Source organism: Nitrospirota bacterium (genome assembly GCA_016219645.1).
Classification (GTDB): domain Bacteria; phylum Nitrospirota; class Nitrospiria; order Nitrospirales; family Nitrospiraceae; genus Palsa-1315.
In genome coordinates this window covers 103,247-120,720 of the sequence record JACRLR010000052.1, presented here as the reverse complement: position 1 = coordinate 120,720, position 17,474 = coordinate 103,247, and the positions used below count along the sequence as shown (strand labels likewise).

The window sequence follows — 17,474 nt, the reverse complement described above, 5'->3', positions numbered from 1 at the left end:
CCAGATAGACCAGATAGACCACCATGCTTGAGCTGAAGAACATCAATGCCTACTATGGTGAAAGCCACATCCTCAGGAACGTGGCCTTTACCATCGACCCTGGAGAAGTCGTCTGTCTCATGGGGCGGAACGGTGTCGGCAAGACGACCACATTAAAGGTGTTGACCGGTCTCCTGCCGGCAAGGTCAGGACAGTTGATGTTCGATGGAGCCGATATCACGAAGGAGGCAACCGACCGGCGAGCACGCCGTGGGTTGGCCTACGTGCCGCAGGGTCGCGAGATCATCCCCCACTTGACGGTGAAGCAAAATTTGCAACTCGGATTCTGGGCGAGATCGGACAAGGCGAACGGCACGGTCGAGAAGACGGCGTTTGAAGAGGTCTATCACCTCTTTCCCAAGCTCACGCAAATTCTCAATCGCCCGGGAGGTGTCCTGAGCGGCGGTGAGCAGCAGCAGTTGGCGATCGGCCGCGCGATCCTGTCAAATCCCAAGCTGCTCCTGCTCGATGAACCGACCGAGGGCATTCAGCCTTCGATCGTCGATCACATTGAAGACGTCATTATAGGATTCAAGCAACAGCGCCGGTTTGCAATTTTACTGGTCGAACAGGGGCTCCATTTTGCCGCCCGCCTGGCGGAGAAGTATGTCGTGATGGCCAAGGGGGCGGTGGTGGCGGCGGGCAAGAGTAATGAGTTGAGCGCGGACATGGTGAAGCAGCATTTGACGGTGTAGCGCAGTACGCGGGATGGCTAGGTGGACTCCTTGCTCGCAGAACGCGCACGATAAGAATGTGCTCGTTCGATGCGCGCAGTAGAGCCCAACCTAGCCATCCCGCTCATGCCACTTTCCCGCTTCCGCGAGCGAATAGAAAAGAGAAGGGATGGGAGGGGGTGGGCAGGGGACAGGAGCGTTCTCCTGCTCGCGCAAGGCGCGGCCTGAGAAGGCCCTCGTTGGACGCGCGCAGTAGGAGACCAATCGGGCCACCCTGTAACAGTGAGTTGAATGCAAGGCGGCTGGGCCCCCAGACTGGCGCCACCCGCATTCCGTCTTGCCCACCACCTTGAGGTAGGGGAAAGAAGAGAGAAGGGTATGGGTGGTGGAGGGGTTACGAGAGCGTTGTTGAAGTCGGCCTAACCACCCCGTTACTATTTCCCCATCTCTGACTGGAACCGGAATGAGGATCTCATGCATCTAACACCGAGAGAGCAAGAAAAACTATTAATCTATGTCGCGGCGAATTTGGCTAAGGAGCGAAAAGCGCGCGGGCTGAAGCTGAATCATCCTGAAGCGGTCGCCTTTATCACAGCGGCGATTCTGGAGGGTATTCGCGATGGGCGCTCAGTGGCGGATCTGATGAGCTACGGCGCGACGTTGTTGAAGAAGAAAGATGTCATGCCAGGTGTGGCGGAAATGATTCCGGAATTACAGGTCGAAGGTACGTTTCCGGATGGCACGAAATTGGTAACCGTGCATGAACCGATTCGATAGGTGAAGCGATGAAAAAGAAGACCAAAGCCAAGCAAAAGATAATGAAGCGGAGGGTCGAGAGCCGTGAGGCCCAAAAGGCTTCGATTAAGCCTGCTGTTGTGATTCCCGGAGAAGTCATCCTCGGCGAAGGCGACATTGTCGCGTTCAAAGGCCGCCAGACGGTTGAGCTTCTTGTGGCCAATACGGGCGATCGGCCGATCCAGGTCGGGTCCCATTGTCATTTCTTTGAAGCGAATCGCGCGCTGCGGTTCGATCGTGAGAAAGCTTATGGGTTTCGGTTGCAAGTTCCGGCCGGCACAGCAGTGCGGTTTGAGCCGGGCGAAGACAAGCGGGTGACGCTGATCTCGGTAGGCGGCAATCGTGTGGCCTATGGGATCAATGGACTGGTGAACGGTCGTCTTGATGATTCGACCGTGAAAGCCAAGGCGCTGGAAGCAGCTCGCGAGCAGGGTTTTATCCAGAAGGAAAATTAAGCTGGGCATGATCTGAAACGAAAGGGAAAGGCTGTTCAAAACGGTTTCCAGCAAGGCCGCAGGGAGTCCGACGACTGAGGCGTACCCTCAGGGGTACGTCGTAGGGAGACGGATGACCGAGAACGCCGCTGGGAGCCGTTTTCAACAGCCGACAAGTCATGAAAATTCCTCGGCGACAATATAACGATCTATATGGCCCTACGGCGGGGGATCGCATTCGCCTGGCCGATACGGAGTTGCTGATCGAGGTCACGCGCGATCTGACTGTGCCTGGTGAGGAGGCCAAGTTCGGCGGCGGCAAGGTCATCCGCGACGGGATGGGCCAGTCGCCGGCAGCCACCCGCGCGAAGGGCGCGCTCGATCTTGTGATCACCAACGCGATCATCCTCGACTGGTGGGGGATCGTGAAGGCCGATATCGGCATCAGGGATGGCCGCATTGTCGGCATAGGCAAGGCGGGCAATCCCGATCTGATGGAAGGTGTCACAAAAGGAATGGAAGTCGGCGCCTGTACCGAAGTGCTGTCGGCAGAGGGGAAAATTATTACAGCCGGTGGCATCGATACGCACATCCATTTCATCTGCCCGCAGATCATCAATGAAGCCTTGGCGAATGGGCTCACAACGTTGATCGGTGGCGGCACCGGCCCGGCCACCGGGACGAATGCCACGACCTGCACGCCCGGCGCCTGGAACATCCATCGGATGCTGGAAGCAGCGGAGGGGTTTCCGATCAATCTCGGTTTTCTCGGGAAGGGCAATTCTTCATTGCCTGAGGGTTTACGCGAACAGGTTGAGGCCGGCGCGATAGGGCTCAAGCTGCATGAAGACTGGGGTACGACGCCGGCGGCGATTTCCACCTGCCTCGATGTCGCGGAAGAATTCGATGTTCAAGTCGCCATCCATACAGACACGTTGAACGAGGCCGGGTTCGTCGAAGACACCATCAAGGCCTTCAAGGGGCGGACGATTCACTCGTTCCATACGGAAGGCGCCGGTGGCGGGCATGCTCCCGACATTATCAAGGTGTGCGGTGAGGCCAATGTATTGCCCTCGTCGACAAATCCCACGATGCCGTTCACGGTGAACACGATGGATGAGCATCTCGACATGCTCATGGTCTGTCACCATTTAAATCCCCGTGTGCCGGAGGACATCGCATTTGCCGAATCGCGCATTCGCCGTGAGACCATTGCGGCGGAAGATATCCTGCACGACATGGGGGCGATCAGCATTATGTCATCCGACTCGCAGGCGATGGGGCGGGTCGGCGAAGTCATCATTCGCACCTGGCAGACGGCGCACAAGATGAAAGTGCAACGGGGGCATCTGTCGCAGACCGCAGCGGAAAAACTGTCTGGCGCGAATGACAACCTTCGTGTGCGGCGCTATGTCTCAAAGTACACGATCAATCCGGCGATCGCGCACGGCATCGGGCACGAAGTGGGCTCGGTCGAAGTCGGCAAGCTGGCTGATCTGGTCCTGTGGAAGCCGGCCTTCTTCGGCGTGAAGCCCGAAATCGTCCTGAAGGGCGGATTCCCGATGTCGGCTGCCATGGGAGATCCGAACGCTTCTATCCCAACGCCCCAGCCGGTGTTGACCAGGCCCATGTTCGGGAGCTTTGGCCGCACGCCGTTTTCCACCAGCCTGACGTTTCTCTCCAAGGCCGCAATAGACCACGCGGTGCACAGATCTCTCGGCTTGCAGAAACGCGTGGCGGAGGTCAAGAAGTGCCGAGGGATCGGCAAGCGCGATATGAAGCTGAACGACGCGCTGCCGTGCATCGATGTGGACCCGGAAACCTATGTCGTGAAGGCCGATGGACAAGTATTGAAGTGTGATCCGATGGCGGTGTTACCAATGGCGCAACGCTATTTCCTTTTTTAGCAGGCTGCTGAAAACGGTGCCCAGCTTCGTTCTCGCCTTGAACGCATCCTCAACGTACCCCCGAGGGTACGTCTCCGGTGCGTTCGGCGGCTGCGGCCTTGCTGGACAACGTTTTGAGCAGCCTGCTGGGGGTAATTGTTGGTTAGGGAGTGTCAGGTATGAATACTCTCTCGATGCTGAAAGGTCTTCGATTCGTTGATAGTTTTTTTCCATCGGGAGGCTATGCCTTTTCCTCCGGGCTGGAGGCGGCGGTGCAGGGTGGGGCAGTTCGGAATGCGGAAGGCCTGTCTCGCTACGTGGTTGAGTTGATTACGACTGGAATCGGCGAGCGTGAGGCGGTGGCGGCGGGATTCGCGCATGATGCCTGCGTTTCCGGCGTCATGAGTCTAGCATTCGAGGCGGATCGAGAATTGGACGCCATGAAGCTGGGCAGCGAGTCGCGGACTGCCAGCCGGCAGATGGGTCGGCAGGTCATGAGGCTGGCGGTGGAACAGGCCACGAAGCATCCGTTGCTCGAAGAATTTCTAGCAGCTGTCGAACAGGAGCGAACACCCGGCCATCTGGCGGTGACGCTTGGGATGACGCTCGCGGCTGCCGGTTGGTCAAAGAAGGACTCCATCGCGGCGTTTCTCTATCAGACGGCGACCGGGTATGTGTCTGCGGCGATGAAGCTGTTGCCAGTCGGACAGAAGGAAGGACAACGGCTCATCGACAGCTGGCTTGACGTCATACAGCAGGTCAGCCGGCGGGCAGCACAACAGAGGGTATTCCGTTCCTGGTCCCCCGTGCAAGATATCTACGCCATGAGGCACAGCCGTCTGGAGTCCCGGCTCTTTCGGTCCTGAAGAGCACATAGGGCATAAGCGCTTTGGCATTTAGGAGGCCCATGCATCGAGCCGATGAACAGTTTTCAGGCAACGGTCGCGTCACGGGAGCGCGGGCTGGTCATGTTCCCGTGATCGGTGTCGGTGGGCCGGTGGGGTCTGGAAAGACTGCGCTGGTTGAAGCGCTCTGTCTTCGTCTGCGCGATCGCGTGAGTTTGGCAGTGGTGACGAACGACATCTTTACCAAGGAGGATGCCGAGTTTCTCACACGCCGGGGAGCGTTGCCGCAAGACCGCATTCTGGGCGTCGAAACCGGAGGTTGCCCTCACACGGCGATCCGTGAAGATGCCTCGCATAATCAGGCGGCCTTGGATGATTTGGTCGAGCAGCATCCTGACGTTGAGTTGATGTTTGTCGAGAGCGGCGGCGACAATCTGGCTGCGACATTCAGCCCGGAACTTGTGGACACAGTGATCTACGTCATCGATGTGGCAGCCGGTGATAAGATCCCGCGTAAAGGTGGGCCAGGAATCACCAGGTCGGATCTCCTGGTGATCAATAAGATCGATCTCGCGCCTCATGTCGGCGCGGATCTCGACGTCATGGATCGGGATAGTCGCCGGATGCGGGGCGATTTGCCGTTCATCTTCACGAATCTCAAGACTGGACAGGGGCTCGATCAGGTGATTACGTGGGTCGAGCAGCTCTTATCTCGTTGATTTGGTTTGTTTGGTTTGTCTTGTTATTTGGTTAAACCGGACCAACCAAACAAACCAAATGAACCAAACAGACAAGACTGTGTCTCGAAGGGGACAGGCACCAGGAAGAAGGGTGCCTGTCCCCTTGCTCGATTCTGTTGGCCGGCGTGGGGCCTTGTCCTATGAGTTCGAGCGAGAGGGGCCACGCACGGTCCTCACTCGCTCCTTTTGCACCAGTCCCTGGCACCATTTTCCTCCTTCGTACCTCGACGACAGCGGCTGCGCCTATACATGGCTCGTGAATCCGTCGGGTGGCTTGGTCGGCGGCGACCGTCTGTCGGTGGAGGTGCAACTCCATGCTCGGTCGCATGTCCTGTTGACCAGCCCTTCTGCGAATCGTGTCTATCGAAGCCTGGCTGAGCCGGCAGCGCAAGAGATTAGTCTGTCGGTAGGCCCTGACGCTCGACTGGAATGGTTGCCTGAAGTCACGATCCCATTTGCCGGATCCCGCTTTCGCCAATCGATCCATGTAGACCTTGCGCCGGGCGCGACGGTGGTCCTGTGGGATGCGATGGCATCGGGTCGAGTTGCCAAGCAGGAGCGCTGGGCATTTACCTCGGTCGAGAACGAGATCTGCATAAGGGGACAGGCGCCAAGAAGAAGGGCGCCAGTCCCCTGTGTCGAGCGGTATCGCATAGCCCCTGACCAATGGATCGAATCGGTAGGTCTCGCTGGGAGCTGGGATTATGTGGCTTCCCTCTTTATCATCGGCGAGGCGGTCGGCGCCGATGTCTGGAAACGCCTCGATATCATGCTCGCCGTTATTCTAGAAGAGCGGCCCGGCTCGGTGCTGGGCGCAGTGTCAACCCCTGCCGCGCCGGGGCTAGCCGTCAAATTGGTTGCCCGTTCCGCGCCGGACTTGACTGTAACGCTGGAATCGCTCTGGGGGGCAGTTCGGAAAGAACTGTGGGATCTTCCGGTTCCGAATTTACGAAGGTACTGAAGCGGAAGGGGTTCAGGCTGAAGGGATCAAGGCTGAAGGTTGGGATTCGGAGTCCGACGCTTCAACAGCTTCCGTTTTGGTCCTCGTATTTCCACCTTCGGCCTGAACCCCTTCAGCCTTCCGCTCCTTCAGCCAAGGCTTTATGGTATAAAGCCGTATGCGTACTTTTCGAATCGCCATAGCCCAGATGAATCCGACGGTCGGTGACATCGACGGGAACGTTCGCCTGATTGCTGCCTGGCTGCGGGAGGCGAAGAAGGCAAAGGCCGACCTGGTGACCTTTCCGGAGCTGGCGATCACAGGCTATCCACCCGAGGACCTGTTACTCAAGCCACGTTTTGTCGCGGACAATCGCAAGGCGCTCCAGGAAATCGCCCGTCACTGCCGTGGCCTTGCCGCTATTGTCGGCTGCGTCAGCGAGCGCGATGGCGTCGATCCCAAACAGGCTCGCTCGTCGGTGGTATCTGCCGGCGCGCATGAGCTCTTTAACGCAGCGGCGGTCTTCGCAGATCAGCGGCTCATCACGACCTACTGCAAATGGTATCTGCCGAACTACGGCGTGTTCGACGAGAGCCGGTATTTTCATCCGGGCCGGCGGTTGCCTCTCATTCGCATGGGCAGCACAGTGGTCGGGGTGAATATCTGCGAGGATATCTGGTTGCCGGAAGGTCCGACAGGATTCCAGGCTGCAGCAGGGGCAGAGGTCATTGTGAATATCAGCGCCTCGCCGTTTCATGTCGGCAAGAGCCTGGTCCGCGAACAGATGTTGGCAACCCGCGCGAGAGAAAACGGAGTGTTGCTTGCCTGCAGCAATGCGGTCGGAGGTCAGGATGAATTGGTCTTCGATGGAAACAGCGTGATTGTCGATCACCTCGGCGAAGTCATCGCGCGGGGCAAAGCCTTTCAAGAAGACTTGATCGTTGCAGATCTGAATATGGAATCCGTCGCACGGATACGAAGAACCGGAAGGAAAAAGCCCTTGCCGCGGCGGATTGCCACGGCGGTGGAGCTCCATACAGCGGCCGTTCCTGTTCATAGACATCGCGTGCGCGTCGTTCCCGATGTGGCAGCGGTTTCGGACCAGCTGGAGGAGGTCTATCTGGCGCTGACGTTGGGAGTGCGCGATTATGTGAAGAAAAACGGATTTACTCGTGTCGTCATCGGCTTGAGCGGTGGAGTGGACTCGGCGCTGACTGCCGTGCTTGCGGTCGATGCGCTCGGGGCTGAAAATGTCCAGGGCCTCTTCATGCCGTCCCCCTACACGTCGCAGGACAGTCACGCGGACGTGTTCGAACTGGCGACAAGACTCGGTATCTCAGTCCAGACGATCTCCATCACGAGACTCTTCGGCCACTATCTGCAGGAACTCGCGGAGACGTTCGCGGGGCGTCAGCCGGATACGACGGAAGAGAACCTCCAGGCCCGGATCAGGGGCAATCTCCTCATGGCCTTTTCCAACAAGTTCGGCCATCTGGTGCTGACGACCGGCAACAAGAGCGAAATGAGTGTCGGCTATGCCACCTTGTACGGGGACATGGCAGGCGGATTTGCTGTGATTAAGGACGTGCCCAAAACGATGGTCTATGGCCTGGCGCGACTCCGCAACCTCCGCGGGGCAACCCCGGTAATTCCCAAACGGACATTGGACCGTCCGCCAACCGCTGAGCTGAGACCGGATCAAAAGGATCAAGACTCCCTGCCGCCCTATGAGATTCTGGATCCTATTCTCCAGGCCTATGTGGAGGAAGACCGGTCCCTCGAAGAGATCGTCGAAGCAGGGTATGACCGAACCACGGTGGCGTTGGTGATGAGGCTGGTGGATGGCAGCGAATACAAACGCCGGCAGGCGCCAATCGGCATCAAAATCACCCATCGAGCATTGGGGAAGGACAGGCGGATGCCGATTACGAACGGCTACCGCAATTCGTGAAGAACCTCCCGTTCGGCATCTAACCAATCGTCCAATGCATGGTCTTCACGCCATCCCCGCTGGGCATACAACTCATAGGCCCGTGCGGTAATGCGCTCATGCAGATCCTCGTTCGAAGATCGCAATTGACGCGCGGGCTTCACCAGCGACGCGGCTGTGGCATGCTGGTGTGCCGGTAGAACGTGTGGCTGCTTTTCTGCTTTCCGGAATGAGGTCTGTGACTTCATGTTATGTTCTCCTTTGCTCCCTGGTGGCGGTGATGGCTTAGAGGAACTGGCTGTAGGCTTCGCCCTGCCCGGCGCGTGCCCAGCTCTGGTCGAACGTAGACTGTGTCAGCATCCAGCCGTCTTTCCAGGCCATGCCCGTAGGACACTTCCACAAACTCGCCCTAGCGCAGGTCTGACACAGTAATTGTCTCGATTCCTTTGGCGATGATTGTCTGTGCCCCGATCTTGGCGCGGATCTGTAGGACAGTTCCGTCAGACAGGAATGTCCTCACCTGAATACTCGGAGCAGACACAGACCGTTCCTCTGGTTTCTCAAGATGACCCAGATCGTGGGCATGACCCCTCTCACAGTCCAGGCTGCAGGAGCTGGCTCATCCGGCATCGAGCCACTCCCTCTCGAGCGTTCAAGCTGTTGGGATCGCAGGCTAGGACTGCGTTCCAATGACACAAGGCCTCTTCCAGCAGTCCCAATTGCTCCAACAAGCTTGCCAGCTCACTTGCTGCCAAGATATCAATGGGACAAACTGCCAAGACCGCCTGAAGCTCACCGATCCGTACAATCCGCTCCTCGTTCAAGACATGGTGCACGCTCGCTGACGGTTCCACCGAGCACTCAGCTTGTATCGCCAGGCTCTTGCGTTTGTTCACGATGAGCCCCCGCCAGGCAGCTTCGCCTTGGCAAAGTACGCGACGGTTTGTTTTAGAATGTTGGACTCGACCTGGGCCTCCGTGAGTTCGCGTTTCAATCGAGTAACCTCGCCTCTAGATCCGCGGTCTGGTCTGATACGGACAGCCCGTTGGCCGCCTGGGGGATCGTCGGTTCCCGCTCATACGCCAGTCGTACAGCCGGCTCGCAGGATTCCTTCGTCTGTTTCTGTTGTGATATCTGTTCCATGCCACACCTCGGACGCACCTACGGCAACTCATCATGACAACCGGCATAGACTCGCCCCATGAGTGGGGCGCGATCAACAGCACGGATGACAGTTTTCCGCATCGGGGATAATGGGTCGGCCTCGCATGTCGAGTGGTTGAATAGGATTAGTCGAACGTCATGGTGTCCAAACCAACTGCATCCACAGGAGGTGGGTTTCTCTCCCGTAGCCTTATGGATTGTGCATTTGATTTCCCTGGAGACAGCCAGGCCTTTTTCCTTCAACATCTTGGCTTGTACCTCCCAACCGAGATAATCGCCCTTCTCGATTGATTGGCGCGCTGCGCCGAAATGTATTCCCACAGCCGGCCTAGGTCGTAGGCTCGGTTCCAAAACGGTGCCTTCCGCCGCTTGTAGAATGGCTTTCATGCAGCAAGGCCAATGCATGGAGAATGCCGTGAATGATACACAGGGCCGATGACGAGCAGTCTCACTAGAAATTCAGGACTTACGTTTTCTGTGAGGGGCTGTCATGAACCGGATCGACTCCTGCAATACCGAGACATGCAAGATTTGCAGATTATGCCTTGATGCTGATGCTGGAGGTGGACTCTCATGGTACATGCGCCTTTTTACTGGCGTGGCTTTCCTCTGGCAGGGGGCAGCGGCCTTGAACTGGATCCAACTGGGCAGTGTGATACCTCTGTCTATGGTTTCGAGCCCCTCAGATCGTCGGCTCGAGTGTTCTGAGAGATCGGACCGCAGATGAGGGTAGATACCAAGACGGACATCCTGTGCACTTATCGGGACCGCGTTTGTTTTTGCCGATGCACTGAATCCACAATGCGCTGGATGGTATCGGCGGTTAAATCACGAATCGTGATGTGCGCTTCATCGTCCCCGTTGAACGTGCAGAGCGCGATCGTGAAGCAGTCTGTGCCGCCACGAATGATTTTGAGGGCGATATTGGATTGGTGGCAATGGACGCCGACGAAAAGACAGACGTCGATCTTGTTCTGCCAGATGGTCAGATTCGGATGGTTCGGGTTGATCTCCTTTTCCGCTATGATCTTCGGATATTTCGGGCGATAATCCGGCATCGGAATGAGCTTGGCTGGAATCGCCTTGGCCAATGCCTTGACGACCTTCCCCTCTTGTGTGGCCTGGTCATTCCAGGCCCACAGCACCAACGGTCCGGGGAAAATCGTGGGGTTCTTGGCGTTGAGGAGCCGCCGCGCTGCCTCGTCAATGGCCTGTTGCTCAGGGACGATCTTGCCCAAGACAAGGCCTTCCCCCTTCGACGGCAGCACAACCCCCCGTGATGATACGGGAGTAGCCAAATAGCCTTCCGGACCAACGGTCATTTCATACTGACTCATCCTGGACTCCTTTCAATCGGTCGTCATGTGCTGCTCCAAGGTCTTCCCTCATAAACAAGTCCATCGCCGTCAGGGCTGTTCCTTTATTTGGCATCACCACAGAGGGTCGAAATGAGCAGGCCCTCTCGATGCGATCCGCATAGGTCCTCGTCTGATCAGACTCCACTACCACCACGCGTTTTACCGTACCTGCGAACGACTCCAACTGCTCCACCGGCAACGGCACAATCTGCTTGGGGTACAAGGCAGCTACGCTCATGCCGACATTCCGGCACAGCATCAGTGCGTCACGAACCACACCTTGGGTCGCCCCCCAGGCGATAAAACCTACCTCCGCGTCGTCCTCCCCCTCACGCTCGGCTTGCACGGGCGCGCTCCCAACTTCTGCACCTCCATCGAATCCGTTTCCGGCATCCAATTGTCCCCCACTCATGGCCGCCGCCAAGGCTTCGACCCCGACGCTTTCGAGACGTGCCGTGAGGGCCTCTTCGACCACGACTCCCACCACATCAGCTCGGTTCGTCTCAATCAATCGTTGCCCGACGACCAACAGTCGCAATGCGTCGGCTGCATCAGCCGCGACAAGGACTCTCTGATCGGAACAGCCGTTCAGCGAGGACAAGATCGAGGCATTGTCTCCACGAAACAGCGCGAAGACTTTCCCCTGCGGACCTCGATAGACCTGGGCGCCTGGAAACTGCTCGCTGTGCAGTCCCGAGACCATCTTGTCGGCCATCGCGAGATGTCTGGTGATCCATTGTGTCGGTGATCGTTCCAGATCACCGACACATTTCATTCCAGACCCACAATGACTCACGGCAAACCCGAGTTTCACGGCGTTCTCAGGATTCAATACGATGCGCGCATCACCGCGGGTGGCGAGTGGAAGGGAATAGATGTCGTGTTTGATGAGCGAGCGGGAGGCAAACTGATAGCCGCTGTCGAACAAAGTGGATGCCGAGATGGATTTCAGACAGACCCGCCGGGCCTCCTCGGAGAAGCCGAGCAGAGAGGCCAGCACTCCCATCGCCACATATCCTTTCCCTCCTGCGTCCAGGCCGTACTGCGAGTTCAGTCCCCGAAGAGGAACTCGGTAGACAATGACCCCGTCAGGCAGGGGAGGGTGAAGACGCGACTGTTCAGGCGGATCCCAGACAAGCACGCTGCCAGGCTGCATCCCGAATTGCCCGAATTTCGGAGGGTCCTGATCCAGATACACGGCCACATCGCATCCATGCCCCATTGAATAGAACGGGCGCGATGCGATTCTGAGGCGCAGCATCACGTGCCCTGAGCCACCATTCAATCTGCCGGTCTGAGCTATGACCTGGCAACCGTGAAGGCTCAAGGCCTGGACAATGGACGCAAGTTCATCGATGAGACCAGATGCACTTCTCCCGACGACCTCCACCGTCAGATCGAAGTCTAGATTGGGACGGGCGGGAAGCCATGCTGAAAACGGGGCCATGTCGATCTGCTCCATACTAGACACGATAACTATTGTCCCCCTCTAGCACCGCCTCCACCTTCATCCACTGGACGGCATACCTGTTGAGGAACAGATAGTCATAGACCGCAACCAAGAAGGCGTGCCCATCGTAAGGCCACACCAGACACCCTTCCCAGGTCTGAACTCCTCGTCGAAGGGTGGCGCGCAGACCGGCATGACTTGTCGTGATTGACCCTGCAATCGGGTCGAACCAGACGATCGCCGTACAGCCTCTCGGGTACTGCACGACCAGGACGTCGGTCTCTCTCTTCATGAGCATAACGGTGGTTCCGGGATTACTTTTTCCTCTTTTTCCGCGCCGCGCTGGTCTTTTTGGATATCTTCGCCGCAGGCTTAGATTTCTTCGCTGCCGCCTTACGTTTGACTGCCATGAGTTCCTCCTATGTTGGGTTGATGATGATCCCTCTTCACCCGATGCTGAGGAGTGGCGAGACTCAACCGCCCGTGGCCGGGCTAGCTAACGACGGACTGCTCCGGTCGAACGTAGATCGTGTCGGCATCCAGCCTTCCCTCCCTACCATGCCGATAGGACACTTCCACGAACTCGCCATCCCGTAGACCCGACACATCAACCGCATCGGTTCCTCTGGCAATGAGAGTCTGTACCCCAATGCTGGCGCGGACCCGTATGACGATTCCGCCAGGTAATGATGTCCTCACCTGGATATGCGAGGAACGCGCCGGCGCTTTGTCTACGTTCTCAAGATGTCCCCAGATCGTGGGCATAGTCCCTCTCACAGAACGGACTGAGGGGCCGCCCGGTTCGTTGCCGGCATCGAACCAACCCCTCCCGAGCCTTCAGACTGTTGGGATCGCAAGCCAGGACTGCGTACCAATTACACAGGGCTTCTTCCGGTTGCTCCAGTTTCTCCAACAACGTTGCCAGTTCGCACCGTGTCGAGATATCTGTTGGACAAACTGCCAGGGTATCCTGAAGCTGACCAATTCGTGCGATCCATTCCTCCCTCAGTGCATGGCGCAAGAGTGTTGGTGGTTCCACCGAGCGTTCCGCTTTCACTGCCATGCTCTCGCTCATCTTTTGTTCGGCCTTCTTTCCCACGCTGGAATCTAACCTTTACGCCGGCTGTGGATTCACTCGCTCGACCCCATGGTTCGCGCGAACCTGTGTCCCGGTCAGTCGGACGGTTTTCCCGTCTTTCGGCATCTCAATGCCCAGTTCCTTCCGGACGGTTCGAAAAATGTCGATGACATGGTCCATCTTCTTCACATCGAGATCCTGCACGCTGAGCATCGCATCTTCATGAATGTCATGGCAGTAGGCGATCGTGAGGCAGTTCGTTCCGGCCCGCACCATCCGCAACGCCAGATTGGCGTAATGGCAGTGAATGCCGATGAACAGGGCCACTTCGATTTTGTTTGCCCAGATCGTCAGGTTCGGATGATTCGGGTTGAGGACCTCTTCCGGATCGATCTTGGGGTACTTGGGCCGATAGTCCGGCATCGGAATGATCATGACGCCCGGGATCTCCGCCGCAAGTTTTAACAACGCTTGCCCTTTCGCCATCCATTCCGGATGCCAGGCCCATAGATACAACGGCCCAGGGAAAATCGTCGGATTCTTCCGGGTAAACAGTTCCCTTGCGGACTCAGCGATGACCTCATCCTCCGGGGCGTGGTGACCGTACAACAGCCCGAATCCGGAGTCGGGATGTGTGACACCAAGCTGCATCGCACAGGGCGGATGGAATCCTGCCGGCCCTACGTCGATCAGTCGTTCACACTTTGCGCTATTTAATGGGTCCATGAGTCGTTCCTTTCCGCATTGTGTGCCGTGGTGATTGCGCCAACCCGGGGGAGTTCTGGGTCAGCCCAGCCCTGTTGGACATGACGCCCTCCATCTCCGATCGATTGGTCGTGACACAAATAGGAGTAATGCACGGAAAGTGCCGCAGAACGAATGAGCGTCTGGACGGGCTTGTGGTGATGAAATTCAGGGACTTACGACATAGGCGTATAGAGCAAGGCAGATTGTGTGGCAGCTGCTGGAGATCCCTCTGCATTATTTGCAGATCAATGTTCTTCGCAAGCGTCCGGCCTCTGCAGTTCTTGTAGAAACAAGGTGTGGTCGAGAGCCTGACCGGCAATCAGGCGCTCAGACATGCGCAAGAATTGCAGGTAACGCTTCCTCCTAGGCAATCAGACACTGTCATTCTTGGAGAATCAGCAATCATCCTATGCCCATCAGCATAGGGACGAGTGCACAGACATAAGAGTGAGAATCAGGCAGGGCAACGGGTTAGATGAGGGAATTTCGAATCGAACGGCCTAACAAAGCGCGTGCTTAGTCCCGAATACCGTACTCTTTGATCTTATAGTGGAGGGCCCGAAGACTGATACCCAGCAGCTTGGCGGCTTTCTCTCGGTGGTTGGTGATTTCTGTTAACGTCCGCTGAATCACCTCTCGCTCAAGTTGATCCAGCGAAGTTCCCAGCGTCACCACCATCGTACGCGCGTCTTCCTTGCCGGCCTGGATTTCTTCCGGCAAGTGTTCCGGCTGGATCATCGGATCTTTCACCGTGACCACCAACCGCTCCATGAGATTCCTGAGTTGGCGAATGTTTCCGGGCCACCCATACAACCGCAAGAGCCGCATCGCTTCCTGTGACACGTCTTTCGGCTCACGGTGATGCTGAGTAGAGCACTCAGTGAGAAACCGGTCAACCAGCAGGGGAATATCGTCTGCTCGATCCCGGAGCGGCGGGAGGCGGATGGGCACAACATTGAGCCGGTAGTAGAGGTCTTCCCGAAAGTCTCCCTGCTTGACCGCTTCTTCAAGATTACGATTGGTGGCGGCAATGATCCTGGCGTCGACGTTGAGGAGCTTCGTTCCACCCAGGCGTCTGAACTCCTTCGTCTCCAACACGCGGAGAAAATCGACTTGCGACTTGAGGGAGAGCTCACCAACCTCATCCAGCAACAGCGTGCCGCCATCGGCCAGTTCGAACCGACCCATCTTGGTCGACATGGCGCCGGTAAACGCGCCCTTTTCATAGCCGAACAACTCGCTTTCGAAGAGAGTGTCCGGCAGGGCCCCACAATTCATCGTGATGAACGGGCCGTCAGCTCTGGGGCTCTTATGGTGGATCGCCCAGGCGATGAGTTCCTTGCCGGTTCCGCTTTCTCCCGTGAGCAACACCGTAACATCGCTGTCCGCCACCATCTCCACCAGCGTGTAGACCCGCTGCATCGGCTCGCTCTTGCCGACCATTTGGTCGAATTGCGTCCTGGTTTCGAGACGATCTCGGAGCTGCTTATTTTCGGCAGATAACGCGTGTCGTTCCAGCGCCTTCTCGACGACAATGGGAAACCGCTCGCGATCGATGGGTTTCGTAAGATAGTCATAGGCTCCACAGCGCATCGCTTCGACTGCCGTATCGATGGATCCGTAAGCGGTCATGACCACGACTTCCGTATCCGGCCATGTTGTTTTCAGGCGTCGCAGAAACTCCATCCCCCCGATCCCCGGCATCCGAAGATCGGTGATGACCAACTCGGCGGGCACTGCTTCCAGTTGCGCCACCCCCTCCTCTGCTGTGGCCACTCCTCGCACCTGGTATCCTTTCTTTTCGAGCATTGTGACCAATGCCCCTCGAATATTGATCTCGTCTTCCACGACAAGGATGTGCGCGCAGGGCTTCATGATGTCACCACCAGAGGCTGTGATTCTGCGACTGTAACAGGGAACGACAGCACCACGGTGGTGCCGATCCCCGGCGTGCTGGATACCTGAATGGTTCCACCATGATCTTCCATGATGCGATAGGCAATGGCGAGGCCCAGGCCGGTTCCGCTGGACTTCGTCGTATAGAACGGTTCAAACACCCGCGCGAGCTCTTCTTTCTTGATGCCGATTCCCGTGTCCTTCACTGACACAACGAGCCAGCGCGTGTCGTTAGCCTGACGGGCTTCGGTCCCGACGCGGCAGAGGCCGCCGTTTGGCATGGCATGAAACGCATTGACGACGACGTTCACCAGGACCTGACTGATGGCCGTTTCGTCACCCAGAACAGCCGGCAAGGGGCCCTCTACTGCCCGCGCGAGGCGGATCTTCCGCTCCTCTGCCTCGAATTGCATCAGTGCCATGATGTGGTCGATCAGAGCGGAGACGTTCACCTCGTGTAGGCCGAGCGACCCAGGGCGGGCGAACTTCATAAAGTTGTCGAGAATGACTGAGAGGCGGTGGCATTCCGCGTTCAAAACATGGAGATATCGCGTTGCCTGCTCCGGCAGGGATGCGCGCTCCCTGAGTTCCTCTTCCAAGAGGTGAAGATTCAAGTCCATGGCACTCAAGGGATTCCGCAACTCATGGGCCACTCCCGCCGACAACGTGTGTAATGCGGCCAGTTTATCCGCGACGCGGACTCGATGCTCGAGCGCAAGCCAGTCGGTGACATCCTGAGCCTGCAGGATGACGCCGGCTGGTTCTGCATCGTCCCCTGTGAGCTCGGCCGTGCTCACCCGAATAGTGTGCGGGGTTCGGTCCTGGCTCTCATAGGTCAGATCTTTCTGACTGACATGCTGTTGATGTCGGAGTGCTCCTTCAAGCACCGCCCGGATGGTCTCTCCCTCGGCAAAGACGGATTCGTAAGAATTTCCTAGCAAATCCGTCGCCGATCGTGTGAGTACAGCCTCTGCCGCCGGATTGGCCGCCGTGATCACTCCGCTGGGATTTACCGTCAGCACACCTGTCGGAATGCTCTGCAGAATGTTCCTTGCCAGCCCTTTCACTTCTTCGAGAGTCCGTTTGGTGCTGTCGTAATGGAGGAAGGTGATGACCGCCGTAATGCCGATCGCACTGACCAGAAATACGAGGAGTGTCACGAGGATGAGGTCGCTGCGGGACTGCCAGAGTGCCGGAAACAGCTCCGTGGGAACCGTGGCGCCTTGAGCGAAACCCTGGAGGAGGAGTTTGTCCCGTTCCAGACTAAAGAGCAAAATGACAGATACGACCAAAGCCAGAATCACGAGGACGGACGCGATGAGCCGATAGGGAATCCTTCGGAAGAGGGTGTCTTGAGTAGGTCTAAACATCTCAGTATCACGCAGACGGATGCGGCGCGAGTGTTTTATTCTCCTTTGCCGAATACCCCGTAGCTTTGCTGCGGGGAGCTTTATCGTAACACTCAGAGCGGAGGCTGTATACCAAGCACTCTGCCCTT

Annotated in this window: 20 protein-coding genes; 8 read left to right on the top strand and 12 right to left on the bottom strand. The window is 57.4% G+C overall.

Annotated elements, in window-relative coordinates:
• The first annotated feature begins 23 nt into the window (after positions 1-23).
• The 8 genes from urtE to HZB34_15490 all read left to right on the top strand — a co-directional run bounded on the left by urtE (position 24) and on the right by HZB34_15490 (position 8,304).
• On the top strand, positions 24-734 hold the full coding sequence (gene urtE / locus HZB34_15525; protein MBI5317370.1) for an urea ABC transporter ATP-binding subunit UrtE: 711 nt from the start codon (positions 24-26) through the stop codon (positions 732-734).
• 453 nt (positions 735-1,187) lie between these two features.
• The gene (gene ureA, locus HZB34_15520; protein ID MBI5317369.1) at positions 1,188-1,490 is read left to right on the top strand and encodes an urease subunit gamma; all 303 of its coding nucleotides are present in this window, start codon (positions 1,188-1,190) and stop codon (positions 1,488-1,490) included.
• Between the two features lie 41 nt (positions 1,491-1,531).
• Positions 1,532-1,963, top strand: coding sequence for an urease subunit beta (gene ureB, locus HZB34_15515; protein MBI5317368.1), 432 nt, complete (start codon positions 1,532-1,534; stop codon positions 1,961-1,963).
• A gap of 158 nt (positions 1,964-2,121) precedes the next feature.
• Positions 2,122-3,849 (top strand): urease subunit alpha, encoded by a 1,728-nt coding sequence (ureC, locus tag HZB34_15510; protein ID MBI5317367.1) that lies wholly within the window; start codon positions 2,122-2,124, stop codon positions 3,847-3,849.
• Between the two features lie 158 nt (positions 3,850-4,007).
• Positions 4,008-4,694 carry a hypothetical protein gene (locus tag HZB34_15505; GenBank protein ID MBI5317366.1) on the top strand — a complete coding sequence of 229 codons (687 nt, stop codon included), beginning with the start codon at positions 4,008-4,010 and terminating at the stop codon, positions 4,692-4,694.
• A gap of 41 nt (positions 4,695-4,735) precedes the next feature.
• Positions 4,736-5,392: an urease accessory protein UreG gene (gene ureG / locus HZB34_15500; GenBank protein ID MBI5317365.1), complete on the top strand. Its 657-nt coding sequence runs from the start codon at positions 4,736-4,738 to the stop codon at positions 5,390-5,392.
• A gap of 112 nt (positions 5,393-5,504) precedes the next feature.
• Positions 5,505-6,374 (top strand): urease accessory protein UreD, encoded by an 870-nt coding sequence (locus HZB34_15495; GenBank protein ID MBI5317364.1) that lies wholly within the window; start codon positions 5,505-5,507, stop codon positions 6,372-6,374.
• A gap of 157 nt (positions 6,375-6,531) precedes the next feature.
• Entirely contained in the window at positions 6,532-8,304 is a 1,773-nt protein-coding gene (locus tag HZB34_15490) for an NAD+ synthase (GenBank protein ID MBI5317363.1), read from the top strand.
• On the opposite strand, the gene HZB34_15485 is transcribed toward HZB34_15490, so the two are convergent.
• The 12 genes from HZB34_15485 to HZB34_15430 form a co-directional block, all read right to left on the bottom strand.
• A complete protein-coding gene (locus HZB34_15485; GenBank protein MBI5317362.1) occupies positions 8,289-8,531 on the bottom strand; it encodes a DUF2934 domain-containing protein in 243 nt (80 codons plus the stop codon). The genes HZB34_15490 and HZB34_15485 overlap by 16 nt on opposite strands.
• Before the next feature lie 345 nt (positions 8,532-8,876).
• Positions 8,877-9,179, bottom strand: coding sequence for a hypothetical protein (locus HZB34_15480; protein ID MBI5317361.1), 303 nt, complete (start codon positions 9,177-9,179; stop codon positions 8,877-8,879).
• Between the two features lie 94 nt (positions 9,180-9,273).
• The gene (locus tag HZB34_15475; protein ID MBI5317360.1) at positions 9,274-9,426 is read right to left on the bottom strand and encodes a hypothetical protein; all 153 of its coding nucleotides are present in this window, start codon (positions 9,424-9,426) and stop codon (positions 9,274-9,276) included.
• A gap of 18 nt (positions 9,427-9,444) precedes the next feature.
• Positions 9,445-9,834 (bottom strand): hypothetical protein, encoded by a 390-nt coding sequence (locus HZB34_15470; protein ID MBI5317359.1) that lies wholly within the window; start codon positions 9,832-9,834, stop codon positions 9,445-9,447.
• A 371-nt stretch (positions 9,835-10,205) separates the two neighbouring features.
• Positions 10,206-10,784 (bottom strand): carbon monoxide dehydrogenase, encoded by a 579-nt coding sequence (locus tag HZB34_15465; GenBank protein ID MBI5317358.1) that lies wholly within the window; start codon positions 10,782-10,784, stop codon positions 10,206-10,208.
• Complete coding sequence (locus HZB34_15460) at positions 10,771-12,252, bottom strand: hypothetical protein (GenBank protein MBI5317357.1); 1,482 nt, start codon at positions 12,250-12,252, stop codon at positions 10,771-10,773. The genes HZB34_15465 and HZB34_15460 overlap by 14 nt, the downstream gene beginning before the upstream one ends.
• 16 nt (positions 12,253-12,268) lie before the next feature.
• On the bottom strand, positions 12,269-12,553 hold the full coding sequence (locus tag HZB34_15455; GenBank protein ID MBI5317356.1) for a hypothetical protein: 285 nt from the start codon (positions 12,551-12,553) through the stop codon (positions 12,269-12,271).
• Positions 12,554-12,747: 194 nt separating this feature from the next.
• Positions 12,748-13,020 (bottom strand): hypothetical protein, encoded by a 273-nt coding sequence (locus HZB34_15450; protein MBI5317355.1) that lies wholly within the window; start codon positions 13,018-13,020, stop codon positions 12,748-12,750.
• On the bottom strand, positions 12,995-13,318 hold the full coding sequence (locus HZB34_15445) for a hypothetical protein (GenBank protein ID MBI5317354.1): 324 nt from the start codon (positions 13,316-13,318) through the stop codon (positions 12,995-12,997). The genes HZB34_15450 and HZB34_15445 overlap by 26 nt, the downstream gene beginning before the upstream one ends.
• Positions 13,319-13,369: 51 nt before the next feature.
• Positions 13,370-13,984, bottom strand: coding sequence for a 2-oxoglutarate:ferredoxin oxidoreductase (locus HZB34_15440; protein MBI5317353.1), 615 nt, complete (start codon positions 13,982-13,984; stop codon positions 13,370-13,372).
• A gap of 612 nt (positions 13,985-14,596) precedes the next feature.
• On the bottom strand, positions 14,597-15,955 hold the full coding sequence (locus HZB34_15435) for a sigma-54-dependent Fis family transcriptional regulator (protein ID MBI5317352.1): 1,359 nt from the start codon (positions 15,953-15,955) through the stop codon (positions 14,597-14,599).
• Positions 15,952-17,346, bottom strand: a complete 1,395-nt coding sequence (locus HZB34_15430; GenBank protein MBI5317351.1) for a PAS domain-containing protein — start codon at positions 17,344-17,346, stop codon at positions 15,952-15,954. Before HZB34_15430 ends, HZB34_15435 begins: the two co-directional genes overlap by 4 nt.
• Positions 17,347-17,474 lie beyond the last annotated feature (128 nt).

What these genes read in the sequence shown, in the direction of transcription:
- HZB34_15475 (MBI5317360.1), bottom strand. Translation starts at nt 9,426, where the DNA reads ATGGAACAGATATCACAACAGAAACAGACGAAGGAATCCTGCGAGCCG.
- HZB34_15430 (MBI5317351.1), bottom strand. Translation starts at nt 17,346, where the DNA reads ATGTTTAGACCTACTCAAGACACCCTCTTCCGAAGGATTCCCTATCGG.
- ureA (MBI5317369.1), top strand. Translation starts at nt 1,188, where the DNA reads ATGCATCTAACACCGAGAGAGCAAGAAAAACTATTAATCTATGTCGCG.
- HZB34_15450 (MBI5317355.1), bottom strand. Translation starts at nt 13,020, where the DNA reads ATGCCCACGATCTGGGGACATCTTGAGAACGTAGACAAAGCGCCGGCG.
- HZB34_15490 (MBI5317363.1), top strand. Translation starts at nt 6,532, where the DNA reads ATGCGTACTTTTCGAATCGCCATAGCCCAGATGAATCCGACGGTCGGT.
- urtE (MBI5317370.1), top strand. Translation starts at nt 24, where the DNA reads ATGCTTGAGCTGAAGAACATCAATGCCTACTATGGTGAAAGCCACATC.
- HZB34_15460 (MBI5317357.1), bottom strand. Translation starts at nt 12,252, where the DNA reads ATGGCCCCGTTTTCAGCATGGCTTCCCGCCCGTCCCAATCTAGACTTC.
- HZB34_15465 (MBI5317358.1), bottom strand. Translation starts at nt 10,784, where the DNA reads ATGAGTCAGTATGAAATGACCGTTGGTCCGGAAGGCTATTTGGCTACT.
- HZB34_15485 (MBI5317362.1), bottom strand. Translation starts at nt 8,531, where the DNA reads ATGAAGTCACAGACCTCATTCCGGAAAGCAGAAAAGCAGCCACACGTT.
- HZB34_15435 (MBI5317352.1), bottom strand. Translation starts at nt 15,955, where the DNA reads ATGAAGCCCTGCGCGCACATCCTTGTCGTGGAAGACGAGATCAATATT.
- ureG (MBI5317365.1), top strand. Translation starts at nt 4,736, where the DNA reads ATGCATCGAGCCGATGAACAGTTTTCAGGCAACGGTCGCGTCACGGGA.
- HZB34_15470 (MBI5317359.1), bottom strand. Translation starts at nt 9,834, where the DNA reads ATGAAAGCCATTCTACAAGCGGCGGAAGGCACCGTTTTGGAACCGAGC.
- ureC (MBI5317367.1), top strand. Translation starts at nt 2,122, where the DNA reads ATGAAAATTCCTCGGCGACAATATAACGATCTATATGGCCCTACGGCG.
- HZB34_15445 (MBI5317354.1), bottom strand. Translation starts at nt 13,318, where the DNA reads ATGGCAGTGAAAGCGGAACGCTCGGTGGAACCACCAACACTCTTGCGC.
- ureB (MBI5317368.1), top strand. Translation starts at nt 1,532, where the DNA reads ATGAAGCGGAGGGTCGAGAGCCGTGAGGCCCAAAAGGCTTCGATTAAG.
- HZB34_15455 (MBI5317356.1), bottom strand. Translation starts at nt 12,553, where the DNA reads ATGCTCATGAAGAGAGAGACCGACGTCCTGGTCGTGCAGTACCCGAGA.
- HZB34_15440 (MBI5317353.1), bottom strand. Translation starts at nt 13,984, where the DNA reads ATGCAGCTTGGTGTCACACATCCCGACTCCGGATTCGGGCTGTTGTAC.
- HZB34_15505 (MBI5317366.1), top strand. Translation starts at nt 4,008, where the DNA reads ATGAATACTCTCTCGATGCTGAAAGGTCTTCGATTCGTTGATAGTTTT.